The sequence below is a fragment of the Paucilactobacillus nenjiangensis genome (assembly GCF_008632615.1).
GTDB lineage: Bacteria > Bacillota > Bacilli > Lactobacillales > Lactobacillaceae > Paucilactobacillus > Paucilactobacillus nenjiangensis.
Genome location: NZ_CP043939.1, coordinates 165808 through 189500 on the forward strand (window position 1 = coordinate 165808; position 23693 = coordinate 189500).

Sequence of the window (23693 nt, forward strand, 5' to 3'; positions counted from 1 at the left end):
GAAATCACAAATTCGTGATTTCCTACTTTTTCTGCTAGTATTTATTAATATTAAGTGCGAATGATGCTGGCCATTTTCTTACCTTTGGCCAGTTCGTCCACAAGCTTGTCCATGTAGCGCAAAACTTGCATATCGTGATCTTCAATATCTTCAATGCGAACACCACAAACCACACCTTTAATCAGAGAGGCATTTGAATTGATGGGTGTGCTGCCAATCAACTCTCTAAGAGTCATATTGGATTGCTTAAAATCACTCATATCGATATTGTCATCCCATAACCAGACTAAAATCTGATCTAGTTCTTCTTCAGTGTGATCTTTACGAAGCACTTTATTTAAATACAATTGGTATAATTTTGCGGTTGTTAAGTCAAATATTTTTGGACTTGCCAAGGTATCAGCTCCTCGTATTTAGTAATTAGATTTACTTGAAGTGTACCAAAGTTAAAGGATTGATGACAAATAAAAAGCTAATCTTACAAACAAGATTAGCTTTGCTGATTTATTTATTAATTTCAGGTGCTTGGCCTAATTCGGCTTGGATCATCCAAAGCCGTTTTTCAGTGGCAGTTTTAAAACCAATTAAAATGTCTTGTGTACTGAAGTCTTTTTCTTCGTCGCTCACTTCAATACCATGTTGATAAACGTCGGCCAAATAACGGTAGTCTTTTGCTAAAATGGTGAGACGTTCTGGGGTTGATAAGTCGAAACTGCCTTCTTGATCACTAATTCCAGTATGTTCAGCCATTTCACCAAGAGTTGAGTAGGGAGCACCATCAAGGGTGATTAACCGTTCTGAAATTTCATCCAGTTGGTCATTTAAGTCGTCCATCCATTCATCCATCAGTGGATGTAACTTTAAAAAATTGGTGCCACGCATATACCAGTGGGTTTGGTGAACGATCATTGCCAGTTGACTGAGATCAGCTACTAATTGATTTAGAACTTGATTTGTCTTTTCGTACTTCATAAAAAAATCCTCCATTTCAAATTTTCTGTTCTATAGTATCAATATTAACATTTAATACCTTACGAATCCAAGGAAACGCTTTCTTCATTTTGAGATACTCTTCGCCATCTTCCAAAAATGTTCCTTTTCCACTGATATAAAACCCAGCACCAGGTCCATTAGTGCCTTCGACTTCTTTAGTACCAGTGGTAACGAGCACTGTATTGTCCGAACTGAAATCATTTTCAATACTGTGCATGCCGGCAGCGGGGATGTAGAGCAATTCATTTTCTTGATCAATTTTAATATAAGACATCCAAGTACTAACGACACTAGCGGGATTGCCGTTGATAGTAATAATAGTTGCTGGACCTTCGTGATTCATGACTTCTAAAAATTTTTCATTCATATTGTTTTTCTCCTCAATTAATCTTCAATTTTTTTGATTTTACCGGCAGCGATGGGTAAAGTGACGTGCTGTTCGTATTTGTCATTTAGCTTGCCACCAACTGTTACTGGTAGTTCAAAATCATTTGGAATGCCGTGGATATAAACAACGCGCTTATCTAATTGTAAATCTTGATCATTGAAAACTTCTTTAAATTTAGCTTGTAGTTGGTCGTAAGGAACGTCCTTTTGATAGCTATAATAGCCATCCTCATTTGCTACTGGGTAATTATCGTTAGGAATGTGCATGTGGTGTGGAGCCCCGTCTAGAGGCACCATCGTTGTACCGGAGACAGCTTCCGTTTCTGGTAAATCAATCCAACCATCATGATTGCTATCTTGTGCCAAAGTTGGCACATTGGCGTCTTGACCGTTTGGGAATCCATGGAAATGTTCCCAATGCTGAATGTTGGCTGGTGTGTCAAACATTTCAAGTGTAATGTGTAAATTGTTAGCGATGTGTTCAAATTCTACATAGCCATGTGCATGGGTCCCAATTTGGTCCCCATTTAGTGCGGTAAGGTCAGCTCTATATTTAGTCATGCTAATTTCTCCCATTCTAATTTCAACATGTTACTTGCCTAGTTTAGCAATGATTAGTTTTGATTAAATTGATAGATATCAAGAAATAGACAAACGATGTTCATTTTTTAATTGTGTATTCGTGCTACAATTGCATCATCGAGAGAATATATAATGAGGAGAATCGCTTGTGATTAAAGAATTTTGTGCTGAAAATTTTACAGATATTCCAAACGCCATTCAAAATGATGCTGATAGAATTGAACTTTGTGATAATTTGGCGGTTGGTGGGACAACTCCAAGTTTTGGAGTCATTCGTGCGACAATCGAATATGCTAACGAGACGGATACGCCAGTTATGACAATCATTCGCCCACGTGGTGGAAATTTTGCCTATAATGTGGCTGAATTTAATATTATGCTCAACGATATTGCCCAGGCAAAACAATTGGGGGCACGGGGCATTGTATTAGGTTGCTTGGATGCTGATAATTGGTTGGATGAACCTAAGTTGGAATTGTTGATGGACGCAGCCGCTGAGATGGAAATTACTTTCCACATGGCCTTTGATGAAATTGCGACTGATCGACAATTTAAGGCCATTGATTGGTTGGTGGATCATGGTGTTTCACGTATTTTAACTCATGGTGGCACCAAAAATACTAGCATCACAGATAATTTTCAACATTTAAAAGATTTAATTGAGTATGCTGCTAACCGGATTACTATCATGCCGGGTGGCGGCGTGAACTATGAAAATGTTAATCAAGTGGTTAACACCCTCGGGGTTCAAGAAGTTCACGGGACTAAGATTGTTAAAATTTAATAAAACAAAGGAGTCGTGATCAATTCATCGACTCCTTTGTTTTGATATTAACTGTTTTTTACATTAGTTCCATAAGCCAGATTATGAGGACTATGCCACGTTACTTTTTATAAATCGATTTGTTCGAATTTTTGTTGAGCTTTTCGGTAAGACATCAGAGTAAAAAATATCAAGAGTAGCAGGGCGATTAGACAACAAAGCCACTGGATACCAATGTGTTCGGAGCCGCTATTAACAAAGGCTAATCCAGGAAGATGATGAAGGGTTTCACCGAAACTGACTAGTACGATGGTATAAATTGAAAAAAGTAAAAATGGTTTGCCAATGCCATAAGCGGTTTTAAAGAAACCACCTAAGAAGATCACGTTAAATCCAGCGAAAATCAATAATACCAATGCTAAATAAATTGGTGTGGCATTCATCATCGCGTTTTGCACGTACACGCCAGCAGAATTCCATAGACTCATTCTGAACACAGTTAGTGCCAACATTAATACAAAAGCAATCAGTTGAATAAAAATGGTAAATAAATATTTAGCAGTTACCACGTCGTTTTTCCTGATGGGCAATAGAACAGTATACAAGATATCGTTAGTTTCTCTGCCATTTTGAAAAGAAAAGAAGATACCTAGACAGATGAAAAATGCGCCCATAAGAATCGGGTAGCCTGGAATTAGGGTCATGAAGGCAAACAGTAAGAAGATGAAGGTGATTGGCATGGAAGTTAACTGAATTTCTTTAATGAGTAAGTTTTTCATGAAAATCCTCCGTTTCATAGTTAACCATGATTTCTTCTAAATTATTGCCTAAGTTTTGGCTAGCAGCGGTTTGTAAAAAGTTTTTCAGGTTATCGGAGGTCACTAAATTACCAGCGTGGATATAGGTAATTGAATCAGCAAATTTGTCTAAGTCAGAAGTAATATGCGTGGAGAAAAGAATTGATTTGCCTTGGCCTTTTAAATAGCCAAAGACATCCAGCAATTCCACCCGCGAAACTGGATCGAGTCCGCTGGTCGGCTCATCAAGAATGAGTAAGTCGGCGTTGTGTGATAAGGCGATGGTTAAATTAAGCTTGACCTTCATACCTTCCGAAAGTTCAGAAGGAGTCTTTTGTTCATCTAATGAGAAGACGTCAAGGTAATGACGATAGGTCACATCATCCCAGTTGGAATAAAATTGCTTCGTGACCTCGATGATATGGTTAATTTTTTTCTTGGGATAGTAATTGATGGAACCAGCCGCAAAGCCAATTCGTTGCTTGATGTCCATTTCGTTATCAATCAGACTCTGTCCAAAATAAGTGATTTCGCCAGCATCCGGATGAACCAAATTGAGAATTGATTTTAAGATGGTCGTCTTTCCGGCCCCATTCCGGCCAATTAACCCCATGATGGTTCCGGGCTCAAGCTCAAATGAAATATTATTTAGTTTGAATTTGGGATAGGTTTTTGATAATGCTTGAACACTAATTGCTGGTGGCATAGATTACTCCTCCTCGTAAGTCTATGTATGTATCCGATTTCATTATAGCTCAAATCAAGCTTTTGCGGTAAGCGAACCAGGTATGTGATTTTAAAACCTATCGATAGATTTAAAAGGTGAGGATAAATTGACCAAATTGATAAAAGATAATTGGAATAAATCGAAAAATGAGAATAAAATGAAATTAAATGCAATAGCTAAACTATACAGATAGTTGGGAATAAATTAGTTATTTCGAACAAGCTCACGTTGACATTTAACATCAATTTGTTAGAATGTATTAATCGGATTTTAATTTAATGGGCAAGTACATATACCGGTAATGCAATTATAAACATAACTTTTCGCCCATCACCTTATTCAACAGGAGGAATAACATGGCTAGCTTGAAAGAAAAGATTTTCCGTAAAGAAGATCCTTCAGTGTATGAAACAAAAGATTCTCATTTGGTACGTTCGCTACGTGTGCGTGATTTTATTGCGCTAGGAGTTGGGACAATCGTTTCAACCGCTATTTTTACTTTACCGGGGGTTGTGGCTGCGCAACACGCTGGCCCAGCCGTGGCATTATCATTCTTGGTGGCTGCGATTGTCGCTGGGTTAGTCGCCTTTGCGTATGCGGAAATGGCGTCGGCAATGCCTTTTGCCGGTTCAGCTTATTCTTGGATTAACGTTATTTTTGGTGAATTTTTTGGTTGGATTGCCGGTTGGGCATTACTAGCAGAGTACTTTATTGCTGTGGCTTTCGTGGGGTCCGGATTATCGGCGAACTTTAGGGGCCTGATTGCACCATTAGGAATTAACTTTCCAAAGGCGCTCTCAAATGCATTTGGTACGGATGGCGGTGTAATAGATATTGTGGCTGCCGTCGCAATTATCTTGGTGGCTTTATTACTTTCTCGTGGCGTTAGTTCCGCTGCTAGAATTGAAAATGCCTTAGTTGTTTTAAAAGTTTGTGCGATTATCTTGTTCTTGATTGTCGGAGCAACCGCTATTAGAGCTAGTAATTATGTCCCATTTATTCCTGCATATCGTGAAACTAGTGCTGGTGCATTTGGTGGTTGGCAAGGAATCTACGCTGGGGTTTCAGAAATTTTCTTAGCTTATATTGGCTTTGATTCAATCGCTGCTAACTCAGCAGAAGCCAAAAATCCTTCAAAGACAATGCCTCGTGGGATTTTGGGATCATTAGGGATTGCCGTAGTCTTATTCGTGGCGGTTTCACTTGTCTTAGTCGGAATGTTCCATTATTCAGACTACGCTGGTAACGCTGAACCTGTTGGTTGGGCATTGCGTCATAGTGGTCACCCAGTGGTCGCAGCTGTTGTACAATCAATTTCTGTGTTGGGGATGTTTACGGCCTTAATTGGTATGACTCTGGCCGGCTCACGTTTGCTATACTCATTCGGTCGTGATGGTATGTTACCAAAATGGCTTGGCAAATTAGATGGCAAACAACGTCCTAACCATGCTTTACTTGTTTTGACAATTATTGGGGTTGTGATTGGTTCATTATTCCCATTCGCATTCTTGGCTCAATTGATTTCGGCCGGGACCTTAATTGCCTTTATGTTCGTTTCGTTGGGAATTTACCAACTACGCCAACGTGAAGGTAAGGATATTCCCGAACCAGGCTTCAAGATGCCATTTTACCCAGTCATGCCAGCCTTAGGATTCATTGGTTCATTAGTTGTGTTCTGGGGACTTGGTAATGATGCTAAGATTTACGCAGGAATTTGGTTCTTAGTTGGATTAGTTATTTATTTCGCTTATGGTGCAAACCATTCATATCTTTCAACACAGAAAGAAGGTGCAGATAATGGATCAACACAAAAATAATCAACAATTATTAGCTGAGGAATCACCAGCATTCTCTAAAGCTGCACGAGTTAAATATTATAATATTGTTATCGAAAGTGGATCAGGGGCTGAAATTACTGATGCTGATGGCCGCACATATATTGACCTTTTGGCCAGTGCGTCTGCGACTAACACCGGCCACTCCCATCCACATATCGTAAAAGCCATTCAAGACCAGGCGGCTAAATTGATTCAATATACGCCAGCTTACTTTGCGAGTGCTCCGGAAGCTGCGTTGGCACCACGGTTAACTGCTCTAGCACCAATTAGTGGTGATGTGGCGTTAGCCTGGGGTAACTCTGGCTCTGATGCCAATGATGCCATCATTAAATTTGCTCGCGCATATACGGGTCGGCAAAATGTGGTTAGCTTTACTGGTGCTTATCATGGCTCAACTTATGGTTCAATTTCAGTTTCGGCGGTTAGTTTGAACATGAGTCGTAAAATTGGTCCATTGTTGCCAGGAGTGGTGAAGGTACCATATCCAGATCCATGGCAACGGTTAGATGGCGAAAGTGAAGATGCGTTCGTTGATCGCATGTTTGCGGCATTTAAATTGCCATTTGAAACTTATTTACCTGCTGAAGAGGTTGCGGTCATCTTGATCGAACCAATTCAAGGTGATGGTGGAATTGTCAAAGCTCCAGATGCGTACATTCATAAAGTTTATGACTTCGCCAAAGCAAATGGAATCTTGTTTGCCGTCGATGAAGTTAACCAAGGAATGGGACGAACTGGTAAATGGTGGTCAATTGAGCACTTTGGTATTGAACCTGATTTGATGTCAGTTGGGAAATCACTGGCCTCTGGTTTACCATTGAGCGCGGTCATGGGCCGAGCTGAAATTATGAACTCATTAGGATCACCAGCGCATGTCTTTACGACTGCTGGTAACCCAGTCACAACCGCAGCTGCAGCCGCAACTATGGACGTGATTGAAGATGAACATTTGCTTGACCGCTCAGCTAAATTGGGCGCCATCGCTAAAGACTACTTTGAAAATGCAAAGAAGAAGTATGACTTTATCGGGGATGTCCGGATGTATGGCTTGGACGGTGGGATTGATATTATTGATTCAAAAACCGGTAAAGGCGATGATGAAGCTACAACTAAGCTAATTTATCGAGTCTTTGAACTTGGTGCAATTATCATTAGTTTACGTGGAAACGTGCTTCGCTTCCAACCACCATTGGTGATTACTGAAGAACAATTAAATAAAACATTTAAAATTTTTGACCAAGCTTTCGAAGAATTATCTCAAGGTAAACTGAGTTTGCCAGATAATGCGGATGAAATTGGTTGGTAAGAATAAGGGTCAGGGACTAGACGGTTTCTGATTAATATCAAAAAATAACGTAGATTCCTGATTTTTGGAATGTACGTTATTTTAGTTAGATTAATTCATAATCATGATTTTGGCACCAATAGCCACAAGGCGGTATAATGTGGTTACTAATGGAATGACGATTTGGAGGTAGTTAAAGATGACAGAGATGGTTAAAAAGCGCGTACAATATACAATTGACAAAGGAACGGCGGAATCTGTAGATTATATTATTAAGAAAGCGGGGCTGACTCCTTCAACAATAATGACGATGGTCTATGCGGAAATCGAACGTACTGGTGAAATCCCTGTGAGTTTAAAAGTTTCACAACGCGACTTGGATACGGCAGCTATTATCAAGGCGAGCTATGATGTTCCTGCAGTTACTATTGACAGTGATGAAAAAATCGACGCTTTCTTTGATGATGAGACTGATGATCCATTTGGTGAATCTGATGTATAATGAGATCTTTTGGGCATATGTAAATTTCACTAATCGAAGTGATGGTAAGCGGCGCCCAGTCTTAGTAATACGGCAAACTGAAACAAACTACGTTGTTTATCGAATCACAACGAAATACGACAACAAGTCTGATTGGATAAAAAATAAATATCTAAAAATTTCAGATTGGAAACAAGCAGGACTTCAGAGACTATATTGGATTGACACAATCAGGCCTTATAATTTACCAATCGTTTCAACTTCATTGAATTATATTGGTAGATTATCAGACCATGATTTACATGAATTAATGCTAATAATTACGAAACAATCTTAAAGTGAATATTTAATTGTAAGTATGTGATATTTGGTAACCTAGAAATCTAAATCAAGTTGATTATATAAAAGTGACGATAACTTTCCATATATTTAGAGAATAATCCAAAAACGTACTGGTTCGAATCTTATGGTAGTCACATTCTTTAGTCACGTTCACTTCATCAGCAACTTCACTTAACTTAAAAATCACTAGACGATTCTAAATGCAGAATTATCCAGTGATTTTATTCGTTAGAAGCTCAGTTGCTCCCGATGAAGTTCACATTCTTATTCACGTTCCCAACATCAATTGATTCCGTATAACTAAAAATACGAATTAACTCATAAAGCGAGTTAACTCGTATTTCTTGTTATTACACATCGACTAACCGATGTTTGTCACATCCTTTTAGTCACGTTCACTTCATCAGCAACTTCACATAACTAAAAAATCACCAGACGATTCAAAGTTCAGAATCATCCAGTGATTTTATTCATTAGAAGCTCAGTTGCTCCCAATGAACTTCACATTCTTATTTTTAATGGAATTGCATTCCGCCATCAACTTCGAGAGTTTGGCCAGTGATGTAATTTGAGTCTGGGCCAGCTAAGAAGGATACGCCAGCTGCAACATCTTCCGGTTCGGATAAGCGTTTCATCGCGATATCTTTGGCAAATGTTTGCATACCCCATTCGTCATCTTTACCGGCATTTTTACCAACTTGATGAGCGATATCAAACATCATTGGAGTTTTAACGATTCCTGGAGCGTATGCATTAACGGTGATGCCTTGTTCTGCGTAGTCACGCGCAACAACTTGAGTGATACCACGAACAGCGAATTTTGTTCCACTGTATAGAGTCAAGTTTGGATTACCAACAACCCCAGCTTGAGAAGTAGCATTGATGATTTTACCACCAGTGCCTTGTTTCAAAAATTGTTCGATAGCTGCTTGCATGCCCCAAATATCACCGGCAACGTTAACGTGATAAACTTTGTCGAATTGTTCTGGGGTAATGGTATCAAGTGGTGTTGTAGGTCCAAGACCTGCATTGTTAACGAGGACATCGAGACGTCCTAATTGATCAACTGCTTGTTTGATTGCAGCAAAGAAGGCGTCACGGTCAGCAACATCCAATTGGACACTGATGGCTTTTCCTCCATTGTTGGTAATTTCTGTTGCCACTTTAGATGCATTTTCTACATTTAAATCGGCTACAGCAATTGCAAAACCGTCATTTGAAAGTCGTTTGGAAATTGCTTCCCCGATACCTTGTGCTCCACCGGTTACGAATGCAACTTTTCCATTTAATTCTGTCATAATAAACGCTCCAATCCAATTATTTTGTATACGCTTACATTAAACCATGATATGGTGTGGGAAACAAACAAAAGGTCATTCTTTTAAGGAATATAAAGCAATTTAGGATAATTAATAGTATTTGCTCATTAAAATTTCATCTAATCCTTTTAGGGTGGACATTTGTTAGCTTTTTTTGATAAACTAGCCAATACGTGTTCAAAATTACAAAATGAGGTGAAGAAATGAAGAAACAAACGAAACGAGCTATCTTTGTGTTGCTCATCAGTGAATTTTTAATCTGTCTGGGAATTAGTTTGGTGATACCGGTGATGCCATTCTTGAAAACCAGCCTACATTTAACGGCGTTCGATATGGGTGTGATGACCTCGTTATTTGCGTTGGTTCAATTCATTGCTTCACCAATTGTTGGTCGAATTTCAGATAAATTGGGCCGAAAAAATATTTTGGTAGCAGGACTCTTCCTATACATGCTGTCAGAAATCTTGTTTGCCATTACTAACAACCTAGTGATGTTTGACATCTCTCGTGCTGTTGGGGGACTATCCGCTGCAATGTACGTGCCAACCTCAATGGCATTGGCTGCTGATATTACGACCAAACGTGAACGTGCCAAAGTGATTGGTTGGCTCTCTGCGGCATTTAGTGCTGGACTTATCTTAGGACCAGGAATTGGTGGTATTTTAGCTAATATCAGCCTTAAATCGCCATTCTGGCTATCTGCATTACTGGGATTATTAGGAACCATTTCTCTTTGGATGTTCTTGCCTAACGATGGCAAGATGGACAGCCACGAAGATTCAGCTCGTGTGGAAGAACATAAACCAGTTAGTGTTTTCTTGAAAACAATGTCAGTACCAATGATTGTCCTATTTGCTATGATTTTAGTATCCGCATTCGGACTCCAAGGATTTGAAAGTATCTATAGTTTATACGTCAATGAAGTCTTTAAGTTTACGATGAGCAATATTGCTTTAGTGTTAACGTTGAACGGAGTCATTTCAATTATTATGCAAGTTGTTTTCTTTGATCGACTAGTGGTTTGGTTGAAAGAAGCTCGCATTATCCGTTACTGTTTCTTCTTTAGCATTATTGGAATTGCGTGGATTATTCTTGCCCACTCCAAGTGGGAAGTTGTCATTGCAACGTTGATTGTTTTCACAGCATATGATATTTTGCGTCCAGCAATTACAACATTGCTGACTAAAATGAGTACTTCAGATCAAGGTTTGATTAATGGGATGAATATGTCCTTAACTAGTGTCGGGAACGTCATTGGGCCTTTGATTTCAGGGGCATTGCTCGACATGAATTATCATTTACCATATTTAGTCGTTATCGTCTTCATGATGCTGTCATTCATCATCGCGTTCTTTATTAAGAATGTCAGTAGCGGTGAAGTCAAAGTCGATTAGGAATAATGAAAGTAAAGAAGTTACAAAAACCGTAAACTCAAAATTGAGTTTACGGTTTTTGTATATCTAGGCAAGTTTAGAATACTAAAGATTGTCCTGGATGAATGATATATGGACTTGAGATTCCATTTTTAGAAGCTAATTCTGACCAACTGAGCCCGTTTGCTTGGGCAATTGCATATAGTGAATCACCACTTGAAACAGTGTAGTTACCAGAGTTGCTGTTTGAACTAGATGCGGTAGAGTTACCACTTAATTTAATACTTTGACCAACGTGAATCAAGTTAGTATTGGTAATGCCGTTTAGTGCCGCTAAGGCTGCAACTGTGGTGCCATTAGCAGCTGCGATAGCTGAAAGGGTATCACCACTTTGAACAGAATATGAACCACCATTATTACTACTTGTGGTCGTAGTCGTTGAAGCAGCTGTAGTAACATTTGCTGAAACTGTGCCTAACTTAAGCACTTGACCAACTAGGATGAAGTTAGTATTAGTAATTCCATTTAATGAAGCAAGGGTTGCTACACTCAAACCATACTTAGCAGCAATAGCTGAGAGAGTGTCACCACTTTGAACTGTGTATGAACTGTCACTTGAAGTTGTGGCTGTGGTTGTAGTGTTTGAAGTTGTCGCAGTGGTTGAAGCAGCCTTCACTGTGAGCACGTCACCAACGTGAATCAGGTTAGCGTTTGAAATACTATTCAATGATACTAAGTTAGCAACTGATGTCCCGTTATCTGATGCAATAGCAGACAAGGTATCACCACTTTGAACGGTGTAAGTAACAGCCGAAGTATTTGAACTAGTAGTCGTTGATGAACTTGAACCAGTACTTGTTGAAGTCGTGCCAGTTGAATAATTGCTTGTTGATGTTGAAGTTGATGGCACTAACAATGATTGACCAACATAAATTAAGTTTGGATTACTTAAGTTGTTCATTGAAGTTAAAGTTGATGTAGTCGTGTTATGGTTAACGGCAATTCCAGAAAGGGTATCGCCACTCTTAACTGTGTAATAATCTGAACTGCCATTACTACTTGCGCCAGTATTAGTTGAAGATGTATTAGCAGAAGCATTAGTGCTTGATGAATTAGATGAGGTATACCCGTTGATAGATGCACCGGCAAAGGCGATAGTATCAAGTTGAGTAAGGTTATACATTTCAACTAGTTTAATCAATGATGAAGCATAAGTTGGGGCAGTAGCATAACCGTCTGATTGAAGCTTATAAGCGACTGAAGTGTAACTCTTGTCGCCTAATAAATTGTTGTAGCGTGAGTTTTCGGCTAAGAAAGCACCATGATCTTCAACACTTTCAGAGTTGTTAGAATATGCGCGGAATTGGTCATAAATACTGATGTATGAACCGTTGACGTATTCTTGAGTAGGATAATTAACTGAATTACCGTTATATGATCCTTTAATTCCGAAAAGGTTATGTGCTTGGGTTGATAGTCCAGATTGACCCCAACCACTTTCCAAAATGGCTTGTGCAACTGTGATAGAAGGAAGAACACCATATTCAGTCCAGCCAGCAATCGCACCGTCTTCAACGCTTTCAATAAACGCTTGTAAACGAGCAGTTGTACTAAATGTAGGTTGTGCAGCCGTTACAGCTGCAGCAGCAAAGGCTAACGTTTGAGGTTCGCCAGTTTCTTCATATACTTGTTGAGCAGCGGCTTTAGCAGCTGCAATCACACTAGCGTCTTCGGTAACAACAACTGGAGTAGTTTTAGCGGAACTAGCAGCTGCGCTCGTCGTAGCACTAGATGCTGCTTCGCTGGTTGTATCTGTGGCACTAGAAGCGGCTTCAGAAGTAGCTGAAGCAGAACTAACAGGTGTAGTTGATGCAGTAGCAGAAGATTCTACAGCACTTGAAGTAGTTGTTGCTGCGTCAACGGCGCTAGAAGATGTAATTTCAGTAGCAGAACTGTCAGTGGTTGCAGAAGAAGCAGTAATTGTAGCTTCACTGGCGGTTTCAGAAGTAGCTGAAGCGACATCTGAAATAGCGGCAGCTGCACTTTCTAATGCAGCACTTGATTCGGCAGCAGCACTAGCATTGCATCACTATAGCTGTACTTAAAACTGCAGCGTTGGCATCATCATCCGACGTTGCTGATGAAGTTTCTGTCCCAGTCTTAGATGTTGTCGTTGTGTCTGCATGTGGCAACGCCAGTACCCCCAAGCCGACTGACAAAGCGATACCGGCAAAGACCCATTTACGTCCTTGTTTATACATCTTATAATGTAAATTTTGTTCATTTTCAGATTTCATTATTTACCTCTCCCTTTTAATCAATTGATGGAAACCCCTAAATTACCAGATTTCGGAATAACCTAAGAAAGACTAAAAATAGTTAAGGATTTCTTAAGGTTATCAGTGAACTAAATGTATCATGCAGTATGCTGATGTGTCAACTATTTGTATGGTACAAGCGTATTAGAAAAACCTAATAAAATGTGACGGAAAGTGTAATTTTGTTATTTTTGAAAGGGGATGACACTGGGCTTTACTCACAAAAGGTATATTTTTAAGGCTCAGAAAGTTGTTTTCAGGTAATACAAAATCGTCAAAATGTAATAAAAAAATCACCAAAATTTTTAAAATTGGCGACTTAAATTATGATGATTTATGAGATTTCTTTAATATTTTTTTCCGAGAATGTCTAAATCACGTTTTACGCCATCCATTTCTGCAACCTCTGGTAGATGGGCCCATTTAACATAGCTAAACTTTTTGAATAATCCTTGGCTAGGGGCGTTATGGCCAAAGATGTAGGCGAGGATTGTCTCAATACCAAAATTTTTAACGTTTGACTCTACGAATTCGAGCGCTTTAACTCCGAGATGATGCCCTCTGAAGTTTTCATCAATATAAATACTAATTTCTACTGTGTGATCGTATGCAATACGGCCATAAAAATCTGCTAAGCTAATCCAACCAACAACCTGATTGTCGGACTTAATTAACCAGAGTGGTCGATGGTGTTGGTTATGACTTTTAAACCATTCTTCGCGGTCGGATACTGTGACGGGTTCTAAGTCAGCAGTCGATTGACGAGTTGGAATCGTTTGATTATAAATCCGAACTATTTCTGGTAAATCTTTAATAGTGGCAAAGCTAAATGAAATACTCATTATATGTAAAATCTCCTTAAATTATAAAAGTCGTGCGGATATTAATTCCATACTCTTAATGATTTGCTTCAATTCTTGGTTGTTAAATTTGGAAAATACTTCAGCGGTAAAGTTATCGTTTTCGAGGTTAATTTTGTCAATTGCTTGTTGCCCTAAAACAGTGGTGTGGAGAATTTTAACTCTATTATCTTTGGGGGATGACTCTTTAGACACCAAGTTTAGTTGCTCTAATTTTTTAATAATCCGGTTTAAATAGCCCCGATCTAAACCGATTTTGATGGCCAGTTTATTAGCAATCACAGTTTGTCCATCGTGAATTTCAAATAACACTCGACCTTCAGTTAATGAAAAATCCAAGTTTTTCATACTATTATTCAGAATGCCGAGGATTAGTACATAGTCTCGATTGAACTGGCGAATTTGTGCTAATTGAGTTTTATCCATATCTGCCTCCTTCAATGCAATTTATTTTAATCTTTTTGTAGCTTTTGTCAACAAAAATATATAGCTTTTAGCTACAAAAAAAGCCAGCTGAATTGTCAGTTGCTTGGTAAAAAAATAGATTGTTTAGAAATAAGCTTGGTAGGCTAGGTATGCGGATAAAATAAGTGCAAAACAGCCAACGACTAATTTAATTACCTTAGAAGGAATAAAACGAACGATGATGGGGCCAATATAGTTACCGACGAACAGCCCGAACATGAGTGGTAAGACAACTGCCCAATCGATGCTTAACATGAAGATAAACATGACAGCGGCAGTCGCATTATTAATTGCTGCAGCAAAGTTGCGAAAGGCATTATAGACGGCATATCTTTCATGAACGACTTTGGATAAGACGCCAATCATCAATAAACCGGCACCGGCACCGAAATAACCGCTATACATCCCTACACCGAGAACGCCAACCCAACTAATTGTCGACACAAATTTGCTTTTCGGTTTTGGTTCATTTGTTTTTGTCTTCTTATTAGGAACTAAAATCATTATTCCGGCCATTAAAATAAAGATTGGCACAAATTTTTGAAAACTGGCGTTAGAACTATGAATCAGAATTAAGGCACCACAAACGCCACCAGCTGTACTGATCAGGGCGATTTGAATTGCTTGCTTCCAATGACCATTAAGTTCCTTGATTGATGAAACGACCGAGCCAAATCCACCAATTGAATTAGCAACGGTAATTGTTGCGTTTGCAGTGATTGGTGGAATACCTAGTGATAAGAGGACTGGATAAAGTGTGAGTGATGCCATGCCCACGATTCCGCTGAGAATTCCAGCTAATAAGCTCATGAAGATTATGTAAATAATTGATAGCAATAGATACCCAACTCCTTGAATGATTTAATAATTTAAAAAATAGTTCAGTGCCTTTGGTGGCCACGAACTATTTTAAAGTATATGCATTTGATATTTAATTGTGTGAAGTACTTTAATTCCATACAGGCTTCCCAAAGCAACTTCGTCACTTAACTTAAAGAATGCAATCGATTAAAGAACAATCGCTTCACATTCTTCATCGTTAAATGCTCTGAAGCTGAGCGCTTTGGTCAGCACTCTATTTTGAATCATGCTTCAACCATCAATTCGCTCACCTAACTTAACTAATTAAATCCGCAAACCACGAATTTTAATTAGCTTTCGTTAGAAGCTCACGAATTAACCGATGGTTTCAGCACTCTACTTATGACTTCTCATAAATTTTGTGAGGGCATTGATTTCATCATTAGTAGGTTTTGTAGCCATAGCTTTGATGTTATGGATCCGTTCTACTGAAAGTTGGTTACCAAATGCGACGTCATTATCGGCAAGATGCTTCTTCTTTTCGAATTGGATAATTTGTTCTGCAAAATCGCTTAATTCATTACTCATGATTTACTCACTCTCCCATTAATTGATAGTTACCTTATAAAGTTCATTGTATCGCTTTTAGCAAAAAATAAACAAGTGAAAAGGAAAATGTGAAATAAAATTATTAAATTTCACTTTGTGGAAGGGCGACGCAAGATTTTATAGCCAGTCTATGGCATAATATAAGAAGAATATACGAGATAGGGGAAATGAATATGTTCATAGGTTGGAATTGGGTCGGCATTTTATTATGGATAGTTGCTATCATTTTTTTGATTTGGGTAATTCACTTTATTCGAGTTAAGCAGTTGATGTTAATTATTAGTACTCAAAAATCTTTTGACAAAAAGTTGTTTGCAACATACGTTGGGCTCCTGGTCGTGTCGATTGCCTTTATTGGCACGATGTCTTGGCTCAGCTTCTTTAGACCAGTCGATATGACTAATAAGACGGATGTAGATATTTCAACCAAGTACCATCAGCTTGAATTGAATCAAGTTAAAACGGGTTATTATTATGTTACGGCACAAAAAAGTGAAAATGGTAAACAGCCAATTGTGTCGTATACTTATTTAACTAATGGAAGTAAGACGACTATTAGTAGCCGAAATGGGACGGTATCACGAGGATCGGATGCGATCAATATGGACGCTTCGGTTTATCCTTGGAATAAAAAACAAGTGAACGAGTACGATACTAAGACGGGCCATGCGTTTAGCGCAGAGATGACCATCAAGTATAAGAAGACTTTCTTAAATGGACTAGGTGTTCGTAGCGGTCACGTTGCCGGATATTATACATTGCTCAGAGTTCCGTCAGCTGATTTCATTCTTTCAGAAACATCTAAATAACTTTAGCAGGGTCCGTGACAATTGTCGCAGCCCTGTTTTTATCAATAGGGGCACAGTGAATGCTTAATTTATCATTATTACTATTAGAACGTGTGGGGATTGTGATTATCCTTGCTTTTATTTTGGTTAACGTCAAGTCTTTTCGTAGGTTACTATATGAGCGAAAAGACTTATCAGCTAAAATACAACTTATTTTATTTTTCTCTCTCTTTGCTATTATCTCAAACTTAACAGGCGTCAAAATTGATTCAAATAATACGGTTGTTTCGTCCGCAATATTGACAAACTTGCCAGAAACATATTCAATTGCTAATACACGTATTTTGGCAATTACAGTAGCCGGAATCATTGGTGGACCTGAGGTAGGTACGGTCGTAGGTATAATTGCTGGTATTCATCGTGTTATGCAAGGTGGATCGACTGGCTGGTTTTATATTATTAGTTCTTCAATCATTGGTTTTTCATCAGGATTTCTCTTTAAAAGCACCATGTCACGCGGACACATTGATATCATTACTCCCTCACAAGGGATCTTTGTGGGTTTCTTTATGGAAGTGATTCAAATGATGTTTATTTCGTTCTTTAGTCCAACGGGTTTGGAACTAGTTAAGTTCATCGCGGTTCCAATGATTATGGTAAATTCGGTGGGAACTTACATTTTCTTATCCATTATCCAAACTTCTTTAAATCAAGAACAAGAGGCTCGAGCCATCCAGACTCATTCCGTCCTGGAATTGGCGGACAAAACATTGCCGTATTTTAGGGCGGGATTAAATCCAGCATCGGCACAAAAAGTGGCCAATATCATTAAGGATTATACAAACTTTGCTGCGATTAGCTTAACGACCACAAATCGTATTTTGGCCCATGTTGGTGCAGGAAGTGATCATCATTTGGCTGGAGAACGGATGATTACCAAACTTTCCATGAGAGCAATTAGCAATGGGGAATTGGAAATAGCATACAGTAAAAAAGAGATAGGTTGTTCACACCCAGATTGTCCGCTTGAAGCGGCAGTTATTATACCGCTTTGGATCAATGATGCAGTCGTAGGAACTTTGAAAATGTATTATACGGATGCGCAAATGATGACCACTGTTGAGGAACAGTTGGCAGTCGGACTGGGATCGATTTTTTCAAGTCAGTTAGCTTTGGGAGCCGCTGAAACTCAATCTAAATTAGTTAAGGATGCTGAAATTAAATCATTACAAGCTCAAATTAATCCGCACTTTTTCTTTAATGCCATTAATACAATTTCGGCAATGATGCGTAAGGATAGCGAACAAGCACGTAGTCTGTTATTGCAACTAAGCACCTACTTTAGAGCTAACTTAATGGGTGTGCGAGAGACTGAAATTACGCTGGAGCAAGAGCAACGACACGTTCAAGCGTATCTTTCATTGGAACAAACTCGTTTTCCAGATAAGTTTGAAGTTCACCAAAAAATATTGGCACCACGTACGGTTAAATTACCGCCGTTTACGATTCAAGTTTTAGTTGAAAATGCCGTTAAGCACGCATTCTCAAATCGAAAACAAGGTAATTTGGTTGAGATTTTAATCGAACCTGAGGACGATAAATTGAAAATTCAAGTCACTGATAATGGTAGTGGGATTGATCCTGATAAACTACCATCATTGGGGGTAGACGTAGTTGAATCGTCACATGGAAGTGGCACAGCTCTACAAAACTTGAATCAACGGTTAGTCGGACTATACGGCAAATTAAGTTCCTTACAATTTGATTCAACAGCAACGGGTACAAGTGTTACCATTTGGATTCCACTCAAGGAGGGGGATTAGGTTTAATGAATATATTAATTGTAGATGATGAGTCTTTAGCCCGTGAAGAGTTAGAGTTTCTGGTCAAAGACAATCCTAAAGTATCAGCGGTGTATGAAGCTGATACAATCGACGCTGCATTTCGGGTAATCAGCGAATTCAAAATTGATTTATTATTTTTAGATATCCAACTAGGTGAAGAAAATGGCTTTGATTTGGCGGATGATTTAAAGACAAAAAAGAATGCCCCTAAAATCGTGTTTGCTACTGCCTATGATCAATATGCGCTTGATGCATTTAACGCAAGTGCGGTTGATTATATATTAAAGCCCTTCGAACAAGAACGGGTCAATCAGGCGATTGATAAAATTAGTGAGATTGAAGTGGCACCAGAAAACCCTCAAACTACCAATCCGCGAGTTTCCATTACGGAAGATGAAAAAACGTCTGTTATCCTTAAAAGCGACATAATTTCTGCATATGTCGAAAAGGGCGACTTTATTATCAATACTAGTCAAAGATTGTTCAAGACTAAGCAAACTCTCATTAAATTCTCAGAGAACTTGGATTCCAAACAATTTTTACAGGTCCATCGAAGTTATTTAGTGAATCTCAATAAAGTGGCTTCTGTTGAGCCAAGCTTTAACCACACCTACGAACTCACGATGACCGATGGCAGCAAGATTCCAGTTAGCCGATCGTTTGTTACAGAAATGAAACAAGCATTAGGCATGTGAAAAGAAACACAGCCAGGGCATTCTAAATTCATGTCAGGGCATTTTAAACCGAATAATTGTCATTCTAGAGCTGAAAGCGCCATTTTCAGCTCTTTTTTTATATAATATGTAATGTAAATGTTAACAAATTGTTAACTAGCAAAATTCTAGAGGAGGTTATTAACATGGCAGACAAGCAACAAGAAAAGAAGTCAGCACCAATTCTTACCCAAATGGGTATCTTCGCCGCAATTTTATTTATTTCTAGTTTAATTTCTGGTTGGTTAGCAAAGGCAGTTCCAGATTTCCCAGTGCCAACACCAGTTCTAGGTTTAGTTATTTTATATGTTTTATTATCAGCAAAAATTATCAAACTCGAATGGGTGGATAGTTTCGCAACATTCTTAATTAGTTTGATTGGTTTCATGTTCGTCCCTTCTGGTATTTCATTAGCAACAAGTCTTGATTTGATGGCTAAACAAGGGGTACAAATCGTGCTCGTTGTTATCATTTCAACTGTCTTGATGTTAGTTATCACTGCTTACACTGCATGGATCTTAATTGGTTTGAAGAACAAAATCAGTAAGAACCCTATGAGTGAAGAAGAATTCGAAGCAGAAGCACAGAAAGGGGAGAAATAACATGGATGTCACATTAGCGTTACCATTCACTGGTATATTTATTTCATTGATGGTTTATCTCTTCGGTCAATGGCTTTTCAAAATTGGTAAAGGTTTCTTCCTCTTCCAACCATTGTTCTTAGGTATGGTACTTGGTATTGTAGTTCTAGTTATTATGGCTTCAATGATGGGCAAAACAACCCTTGAAGTTTACACTAAGTTCTACAAGCCAGGTGGGGACATTATCTTCTGGTTCCTAAACCCAGCAACTATTGCGTTTGCCGTTCCTCTGTACAAACGTAACGATATTGTTAAGAAATATTGGTTAGAAATTGTTTTAGCACTTATTATTGGTTCAACAATTTCACTCTTCTGTATCTTAGGTGTTTCAACACTCTTCGGTTTGGATCATTCAGCTATTGCAGCTATGTTGCCACAAGCAGCTACTACTGCCATCGCTCTTCCAATCTCTACTGCTATTGGTGGTAATGCTTCAGTTACTGCTATGGCCGTTATCTTGAACGCCGTTATTATTTACGCCTTAGGTGATTTCTTAATCAAGGCCTTCCGTCTTGGCAAATCACGTATTGGTACTGGACTTGGTTTAGGTACTGCCGGACATGCTGTTGGTCAGCTAAAGCTATCAAATCGTTCTGTTGAAGGATCAATGGCTTCAATCGCCGTTGTTATCATCGGGGTTTGTGGACTTGGTGTTCCAACGTTCGCACACATGATGGGCTTCTAAATTAGTAATTAACTTTAATAGTAAACATTGCATATGAACGTCTACATCATATGCATGGCAAATAAAAAATATCACCAATCCTTCGGGGTTGGTGATATTTTTGAATACAATTAATTATCACAGTCTGATTTTATGTTCCAAGATGACATAACAACTAAAAAGTTTAGCTTTACGTAGCCTTGTCAATGAGCTAACGATATCAACAGGTATGTACCAATGGAAGATGGATTTATCTCTCTTTATTCTCTTATTGCACGTTGATGTCATAAAAACATAACATTCATTGGGTAAATAAAACGGTTTCAACTGATAAAAATGAATTTTTTAACATTATTTTTGTCAAATAACCTTGACGATGAATTTATGTGATGTTATATTTTATGACATTTAATAAAGTTTTAAATTCAGAGGTAAGGGAGAGGAAACATTTGAACGAAGCAAATACAGCATTTTTAGTTTTAGCAAGTATCTTGGTCTTATTTATGACACCTGGTCTAGCATTCTTCTATGGAGGACTAGTTTCTAAACGCAACGTTGTTAACACAATGCTTTCAGTATTCTTTATCACTGGTCTAGCAATTTTACTTTGGATTATTGTAGGTTACAGCCTTTCATTTAGTGGAGATCACTTTGGAGTTTTTGGTGATTTACATCAATTTTTCCATCAAAACTTCAGTATGACGAAGATGACTGCTACGACTACCAAAATCCCAGATGGCTTGTATTCAGTGTTTGAAATGATGTTTGCCATCATCACTCCAGCCTTGTTCGTTGGGGCGGTTGTTGGTCGGATGAAGTTCAAATTCTTGTTTCTGTTCATTATTTTCTGGTCAATTTTAGTTTATTATCCAATGGTTCATATGGTTTGGAGTGCCAGTGGTATCCTATTCAAAATGGGAACTTTGGATTTCGCCGGCGGGACTGTTGTCCACATTGATGCCGGGATTACCGCACTTGTTTTGTCTATCTTCCTGGGCAAACGGGTTGAATATAAAGAACCTGAACATTACAACTTACCTTGGGTATTATTAGGAACAACTATTCTTTGGATTGGTTGGTATGGATTTAATGCTGGTAGCGCCTTTGGCATTTCAACAGTTGCTGTTCAAGCAACAATGACTACTACCGTAGCCACGGCATCAGCCATGATTTCATATATGATGATTGATGTCTTTAGAACTGGTAAACCAAGTTTAGTCGGTGTTTGTACTGGTACCTTGTGTGGACTGGTTGCCATTACACCAGCCTGCGGGTATGTCACAATCACCGGGGCCTTCTTCATTGGTATCGCCGGCACATGTTGTAGCTATTTCTTCATCAATTATCTTAAAGGCAAGTTAGGTGTTGATGATACCTTGGATGCATTTGGTGCTCATGGAGTAAGTGGGATTGTTGGTAGTATTGCGACTGGTTTGTTTGCTACCAAGTCTGTTAACTCAGCAGTTACTAATAATGGCTTATTCTATGGTGGTGGATTTAAACTATTCGGTACTCAATTATTTGCCACAGCATTCACAATTGTGTTTGTTTCAATTATGGTGATTATCATTACTGTCATTCTGAAAGCAATTACTCCCATCCGTGTTTCTGAAAAAGAAGAACGACTTGGTTTGGACTTTGGTGAACATGGCGAACATGCAGATTATGCCGTTGCAACCGAAGCTGATTCGGATGTCGATACTTTCCGGAAAGAATTTAAGGGCCAATTAGCACAACTGAATGGTCATAAGAATTGATGATTAATTAAAAAAATGACAAAAATAAAGTAGCAAAAGGATCGCAATATCACGCTGGAGGTATTGCGATTTTTGAGTGCTTTCATACAACATATGTTAGAATAAGGCTAGATATTGTAAACGTTTACAATGTTTTCGAGTGTTGTAGAAGGAGGGATTTAAATGAGTTTGACAATTGGTGTTTTAAAGGAACAAGACGAACATGAACAACGAGTTTCCGTCGATCCAGAAGTGACCAAACGATTAGTCAAAGCTGGACTGACAGTACTTGTCGAACTAGGAGCGGGAACCAAGGCTAATTTTTTTGATGCAGATTATGAAAGCGTGGAAGGAAAAATTACTGATCGAGCGTCAATTTTATCAACTGCCGACGTATTGACGATGATTTCAAATCCAGATCAAGCCACTTTGTCTGTGTTGAAAACAGGACAATTGCTGATTGGTCAATTTAACGCATTAACGGTAGCTGATGAAATGAATCAGCTTGCTAGTGCCAAAGTAAATGTGTTGTCACTGGAACTAGTACCAAGAACGATTAGTCGTGCTCAAACGATGGATGTGTTGAGTTCTCAAGCCAGCGTCGCAGGCTATAAGGCGGCATTGTTGGCCAGTAACGTCTTTCCCAAGTATTTTCCTATGATGATTACAGCGGCCGGGACCGTTAAGCCCGCTAAGGTTTTGGTATTAGGAACTGGTGTTGCAGGATTAACAAGCAATCGGGACGGCGAAACGGCTTGGTGCTATTGTGTCGGGTTATGATGTTCGACCGGCTTCACGCGGCGAAGTGGAATCACTCGGAGCGACTTTTTTGACTAGCTCAGTTTCTAATGGTGCTGGGGCCGGTGGTTACGCTCGTGAATTAACTGCCGAGGAACAAGCAGCACAACAAAAGGAATTGGCAGATTTTATTTCACAAAACGATATTATTATTACTACCGCACAAGTACCTGGACATAAGCCACCCTTACTGGTGACGGAAGAGAGTATTCAAAATGCCAAGCCAGGTTCGGTATTTGTCGATTTAGCCGCTAGTGAGCTAGGTGGGAACGTTGCCGGTAGTCAGCCATTTGAAACAAATATTGATGAACGACAAGTGACCATTGTTGGGGCTGCGAATTTAGCGAGTCAGGTACCTAATTCGGCGTCTCAATTATTTGCCAAAAATGTGTTGGCTGTCTTGAATTATGTTATTAAGGACGAAACAGTCCAAGTTGATTTACAAGATGATGTTTTTAAAGACCTGGTCGCCGTTTACGATGGTGAAATTGTGAATCCGCGATTACGAAAAACGCTTAATTTACCAGAACTTCCAAAAGTTGAACCAATTGAAACGGAGAGTGATTAAG

28 protein-coding genes are annotated in these 23693 nt (G+C 38.9%); 15 read left to right on the forward strand and 13 right to left on the reverse strand.

Annotated elements, in window-relative coordinates:
* Positions 1–50: 50 nt before the first annotated feature.
* The 4 genes from F0161_RS00815 to F0161_RS00830 all read right to left on the reverse strand — a co-directional run bounded on the left by F0161_RS00815 (position 51) and on the right by F0161_RS00830 (position 1941).
* On the reverse strand, positions 51–395 hold the full coding sequence (locus F0161_RS00815; RefSeq protein WP_150203181.1) for a DUF2200 family protein: 345 nt from the start codon (positions 393–395) through the stop codon (positions 51–53).
* Positions 396–504: 109 nt separating this feature from the next.
* Positions 505–972: a Dps family protein gene (locus F0161_RS00820; protein WP_150203183.1), complete on the reverse strand. Its 468-nt coding sequence runs from the start codon at positions 970–972 to the stop codon at positions 505–507.
* A gap of 16 nt (positions 973–988) precedes the next feature.
* The gene (locus F0161_RS00825) at positions 989–1360 is read right to left on the reverse strand and encodes a pyridoxamine 5'-phosphate oxidase family protein (protein WP_150203185.1); all 372 of its coding nucleotides are present in this window, start codon (positions 1358–1360) and stop codon (positions 989–991) included.
* Between the two features lie 17 nt (positions 1361–1377).
* Positions 1378–1941: a hypothetical protein gene (locus tag F0161_RS00830; RefSeq protein ID WP_150203187.1), complete on the reverse strand. Its 564-nt coding sequence runs from the start codon at positions 1939–1941 to the stop codon at positions 1378–1380.
* Between the two features lie 169 nt (positions 1942–2110).
* Between F0161_RS00830 and F0161_RS00835 the strand changes: the two genes are divergently transcribed.
* Positions 2111–2746, forward strand: coding sequence for a copper homeostasis protein CutC (locus tag F0161_RS00835; protein WP_150203189.1), 636 nt, complete (start codon positions 2111–2113; stop codon positions 2744–2746).
* Between the two features lie 107 nt (positions 2747–2853).
* Here the strand turns inward: F0161_RS00835 and F0161_RS00840 are convergent, their stop codons facing one another.
* On the reverse strand, positions 2854–3504 hold the full coding sequence (locus tag F0161_RS00840) for an ABC-2 transporter permease (protein WP_150203190.1): 651 nt from the start codon (positions 3502–3504) through the stop codon (positions 2854–2856).
* Positions 3485–4228, reverse strand: coding sequence for an ABC transporter ATP-binding protein (locus tag F0161_RS00845; RefSeq protein ID WP_150203191.1), 744 nt, complete (start codon positions 4226–4228; stop codon positions 3485–3487). Before F0161_RS00845 ends, F0161_RS00840 begins: the two co-directional genes overlap by 20 nt.
* A 377-nt stretch (positions 4229–4605) precedes the next feature.
* On the opposite strand from F0161_RS00845, the gene F0161_RS00850 reads away from it, so the two are divergent.
* The 4 genes from F0161_RS00850 to F0161_RS00865 all read left to right on the forward strand — a co-directional run bounded on the left by F0161_RS00850 (position 4606) and on the right by F0161_RS00865 (position 8190).
* The gene (locus F0161_RS00850; protein ID WP_137602358.1) at positions 4606–6066 is read left to right on the forward strand and encodes an APC family permease; all 1461 of its coding nucleotides are present in this window, start codon (positions 4606–4608) and stop codon (positions 6064–6066) included.
* Positions 6047–7393: an aspartate aminotransferase family protein gene (locus F0161_RS00855; RefSeq protein WP_150203193.1), complete on the forward strand. Its 1347-nt coding sequence runs from the start codon at positions 6047–6049 to the stop codon at positions 7391–7393. Before F0161_RS00850 ends, F0161_RS00855 begins: the two co-directional genes overlap by 20 nt.
* 178 nt (positions 7394–7571) lie before the next feature.
* On the forward strand, positions 7572–7874 hold the full coding sequence (locus F0161_RS00860; RefSeq protein WP_137602360.1) for a type II toxin-antitoxin system RelB/DinJ family antitoxin: 303 nt from the start codon (positions 7572–7574) through the stop codon (positions 7872–7874).
* On the forward strand, positions 7867–8190 hold the full coding sequence (locus tag F0161_RS00865) for a type II toxin-antitoxin system PemK/MazF family toxin (protein WP_150203195.1): 324 nt from the start codon (positions 7867–7869) through the stop codon (positions 8188–8190). Before F0161_RS00860 ends, F0161_RS00865 begins: the two co-directional genes overlap by 8 nt.
* Before the next feature lie 520 nt (positions 8191–8710).
* On the opposite strand, the gene F0161_RS00870 is transcribed toward F0161_RS00865, so the two are convergent.
* Positions 8711–9493 (reverse strand): (S)-acetoin forming diacetyl reductase, encoded by a 783-nt coding sequence (locus F0161_RS00870; protein WP_150203197.1) that lies wholly within the window; start codon positions 9491–9493, stop codon positions 8711–8713.
* A gap of 224 nt (positions 9494–9717) precedes the next feature.
* Between F0161_RS00870 and F0161_RS00875 the strand changes: the two genes are divergently transcribed.
* Positions 9718–10908, forward strand: a complete 1191-nt coding sequence (locus tag F0161_RS00875) for an MFS transporter (protein ID WP_150203198.1) — start codon at positions 9718–9720, stop codon at positions 10906–10908.
* Between the two features lie 76 nt (positions 10909–10984).
* On the opposite strand, the gene F0161_RS00880 is transcribed toward F0161_RS00875, so the two are convergent.
* Positions 10985–12607, reverse strand: coding sequence for a LysM peptidoglycan-binding domain-containing protein (locus tag F0161_RS00880; protein WP_225423155.1), 1623 nt, complete (start codon positions 12605–12607; stop codon positions 10985–10987).
* Between the two features lie 94 nt (positions 12608–12701).
* Here F0161_RS00880 and F0161_RS11525 point away from each other — a divergent pair, with 94 nt between their 5' ends.
* Entirely contained in the window at positions 12702–12992 is a 291-nt protein-coding gene (locus tag F0161_RS11525) for a hypothetical protein (protein WP_225423157.1), read from the forward strand.
* On the opposite strand, the gene F0161_RS11530 is transcribed toward F0161_RS11525, so the two are convergent.
* The 5 genes from F0161_RS11530 to F0161_RS00900 form a co-directional block, all read right to left on the reverse strand.
* Complete coding sequence (locus F0161_RS11530; protein ID WP_225423159.1) at positions 12963–13184, reverse strand: KxYKxGKxW signal peptide domain-containing protein; 222 nt, start codon at positions 13182–13184, stop codon at positions 12963–12965. The two genes, F0161_RS11525 and F0161_RS11530, sit on opposite strands and share 30 nt — an antisense overlap.
* A gap of 368 nt (positions 13185–13552) precedes the next feature.
* Positions 13553–14047, reverse strand: coding sequence for a GNAT family N-acetyltransferase (locus F0161_RS00885; RefSeq protein ID WP_150203201.1), 495 nt, complete (start codon positions 14045–14047; stop codon positions 13553–13555).
* Positions 14048–14068: 21 nt separating this feature from the next.
* The gene (locus tag F0161_RS00890) at positions 14069–14491 is read right to left on the reverse strand and encodes a MarR family winged helix-turn-helix transcriptional regulator (RefSeq protein ID WP_150203203.1); all 423 of its coding nucleotides are present in this window, start codon (positions 14489–14491) and stop codon (positions 14069–14071) included.
* Between the two features lie 123 nt (positions 14492–14614).
* On the reverse strand, positions 14615–15367 hold the full coding sequence (locus F0161_RS00895; RefSeq protein ID WP_150203205.1) for a sulfite exporter TauE/SafE family protein: 753 nt from the start codon (positions 15365–15367) through the stop codon (positions 14615–14617).
* Between the two features lie 360 nt (positions 15368–15727).
* Positions 15728–15919, reverse strand: a complete 192-nt coding sequence (locus F0161_RS00900) for an LBP_cg2779 family protein (protein ID WP_150203207.1) — start codon at positions 15917–15919, stop codon at positions 15728–15730.
* A gap of 194 nt (positions 15920–16113) precedes the next feature.
* On the opposite strand from F0161_RS00900, the gene F0161_RS00905 reads away from it, so the two are divergent.
* The 8 genes from F0161_RS00905 (at position 16114) to F0161_RS11810 (ending at position 23692) form a co-directional block, all read left to right on the forward strand.
* Complete coding sequence (locus F0161_RS00905; RefSeq protein ID WP_318635334.1) at positions 16114–16749, forward strand: LVIS_2131 family protein; 636 nt, start codon at positions 16114–16116, stop codon at positions 16747–16749.
* A gap of 59 nt (positions 16750–16808) precedes the next feature.
* Positions 16809–18551, forward strand: coding sequence for a sensor histidine kinase (locus tag F0161_RS00910; protein WP_150203209.1), 1743 nt, complete (start codon positions 16809–16811; stop codon positions 18549–18551).
* 5 nt (positions 18552–18556) lie between these two features.
* Positions 18557–19267: a LytR/AlgR family response regulator transcription factor gene (locus tag F0161_RS00915; RefSeq protein WP_150203211.1), complete on the forward strand. Its 711-nt coding sequence runs from the start codon at positions 18557–18559 to the stop codon at positions 19265–19267.
* 164 nt (positions 19268–19431) lie between these two features.
* Entirely contained in the window at positions 19432–19887 is a 456-nt protein-coding gene (locus F0161_RS00920) for a CidA/LrgA family protein (protein ID WP_150203213.1), read from the forward strand.
* A gap of 1 nt (position 19888) precedes the next feature.
* Complete coding sequence (locus F0161_RS00925; protein ID WP_150203216.1) at positions 19889–20611, forward strand: LrgB family protein; 723 nt, start codon at positions 19889–19891, stop codon at positions 20609–20611.
* 428 nt (positions 20612–21039) lie between these two features.
* Positions 21040–22347 (forward strand): ammonium transporter, encoded by a 1308-nt coding sequence (locus F0161_RS00930; protein WP_150203218.1) that lies wholly within the window; start codon positions 21040–21042, stop codon positions 22345–22347.
* 162 nt (positions 22348–22509) lie between these two features.
* Positions 22510–23106 (forward strand): Rossmann-fold NAD(P)-binding domain-containing protein, encoded by a 597-nt coding sequence (locus tag F0161_RS11805; RefSeq protein ID WP_404825394.1) that lies wholly within the window; start codon positions 22510–22512, stop codon positions 23104–23106.
* Positions 23093–23692, forward strand: a complete 600-nt coding sequence (locus tag F0161_RS11810; RefSeq protein ID WP_404825395.1) for a Rossmann-fold NAD(P)-binding domain-containing protein — start codon at positions 23093–23095, stop codon at positions 23690–23692. Before F0161_RS11805 ends, F0161_RS11810 begins: the two co-directional genes overlap by 14 nt.
* Position 23693: the final 1 nt, after the last annotated feature.

Bases quoted from the DNA above. Each gene is read 5' to 3' on its own strand.
- F0161_RS00905 (WP_318635334.1), top strand. From the start codon at position 16,114: ATGTTCATAGGTTGGAATTGGGTCGGCATTTTATTATGGATAGTTGCT.
- F0161_RS00820 (WP_150203183.1), bottom strand. From the start codon at position 972: ATGAAGTACGAAAAGACAAATCAAGTTCTAAATCAATTAGTAGCTGAT.
- F0161_RS00920 (WP_150203213.1), top strand. From the start codon at position 19,432: ATGGCAGACAAGCAACAAGAAAAGAAGTCAGCACCAATTCTTACCCAA.
- F0161_RS00855 (WP_150203193.1), top strand. From the start codon at position 6,047: ATGGATCAACACAAAAATAATCAACAATTATTAGCTGAGGAATCACCA.
- F0161_RS11805 (WP_404825394.1), top strand. From the start codon at position 22,510: ATGAGTTTGACAATTGGTGTTTTAAAGGAACAAGACGAACATGAACAA.
- F0161_RS00915 (WP_150203211.1), top strand. From the start codon at position 18,557: ATGAATATATTAATTGTAGATGATGAGTCTTTAGCCCGTGAAGAGTTA.
- F0161_RS00910 (WP_150203209.1), top strand. From the start codon at position 16,809: ATGCTTAATTTATCATTATTACTATTAGAACGTGTGGGGATTGTGATT.
- F0161_RS00865 (WP_150203195.1), top strand. From the start codon at position 7,867: ATGTATAATGAGATCTTTTGGGCATATGTAAATTTCACTAATCGAAGT.
- F0161_RS00890 (WP_150203203.1), bottom strand. From the start codon at position 14,491: ATGGATAAAACTCAATTAGCACAAATTCGCCAGTTCAATCGAGACTAT.
- F0161_RS11530 (WP_225423159.1), bottom strand. From the start codon at position 13,184: ATGAAATCTGAAAATGAACAAAATTTACATTATAAGATGTATAAACAA.
- F0161_RS00870 (WP_150203197.1), bottom strand. From the start codon at position 9,493: ATGACAGAATTAAATGGAAAAGTTGCATTCGTAACCGGTGGAGCACAA.
- F0161_RS00875 (WP_150203198.1), top strand. From the start codon at position 9,718: ATGAAGAAACAAACGAAACGAGCTATCTTTGTGTTGCTCATCAGTGAA.
- F0161_RS00925 (WP_150203216.1), top strand. From the start codon at position 19,889: ATGGATGTCACATTAGCGTTACCATTCACTGGTATATTTATTTCATTG.
- F0161_RS00825 (WP_150203185.1), bottom strand. From the start codon at position 1,360: ATGAATGAAAAATTTTTAGAAGTCATGAATCACGAAGGTCCAGCAACT.
- F0161_RS00830 (WP_150203187.1), bottom strand. From the start codon at position 1,941: ATGACTAAATATAGAGCTGACCTTACCGCACTAAATGGGGACCAAATT.
- F0161_RS00900 (WP_150203207.1), bottom strand. From the start codon at position 15,919: ATGAGTAATGAATTAAGCGATTTTGCAGAACAAATTATCCAATTCGAA.
- F0161_RS00845 (WP_150203191.1), bottom strand. From the start codon at position 4,228: ATGCCACCAGCAATTAGTGTTCAAGCATTATCAAAAACCTATCCCAAA.
- F0161_RS00860 (WP_137602360.1), top strand. From the start codon at position 7,572: ATGACAGAGATGGTTAAAAAGCGCGTACAATATACAATTGACAAAGGA.
- F0161_RS00850 (WP_137602358.1), top strand. From the start codon at position 4,606: ATGGCTAGCTTGAAAGAAAAGATTTTCCGTAAAGAAGATCCTTCAGTG.
- F0161_RS00840 (WP_150203190.1), bottom strand. From the start codon at position 3,504: ATGAAAAACTTACTCATTAAAGAAATTCAGTTAACTTCCATGCCAATC.
- F0161_RS00885 (WP_150203201.1), bottom strand. From the start codon at position 14,047: ATGAGTATTTCATTTAGCTTTGCCACTATTAAAGATTTACCAGAAATA.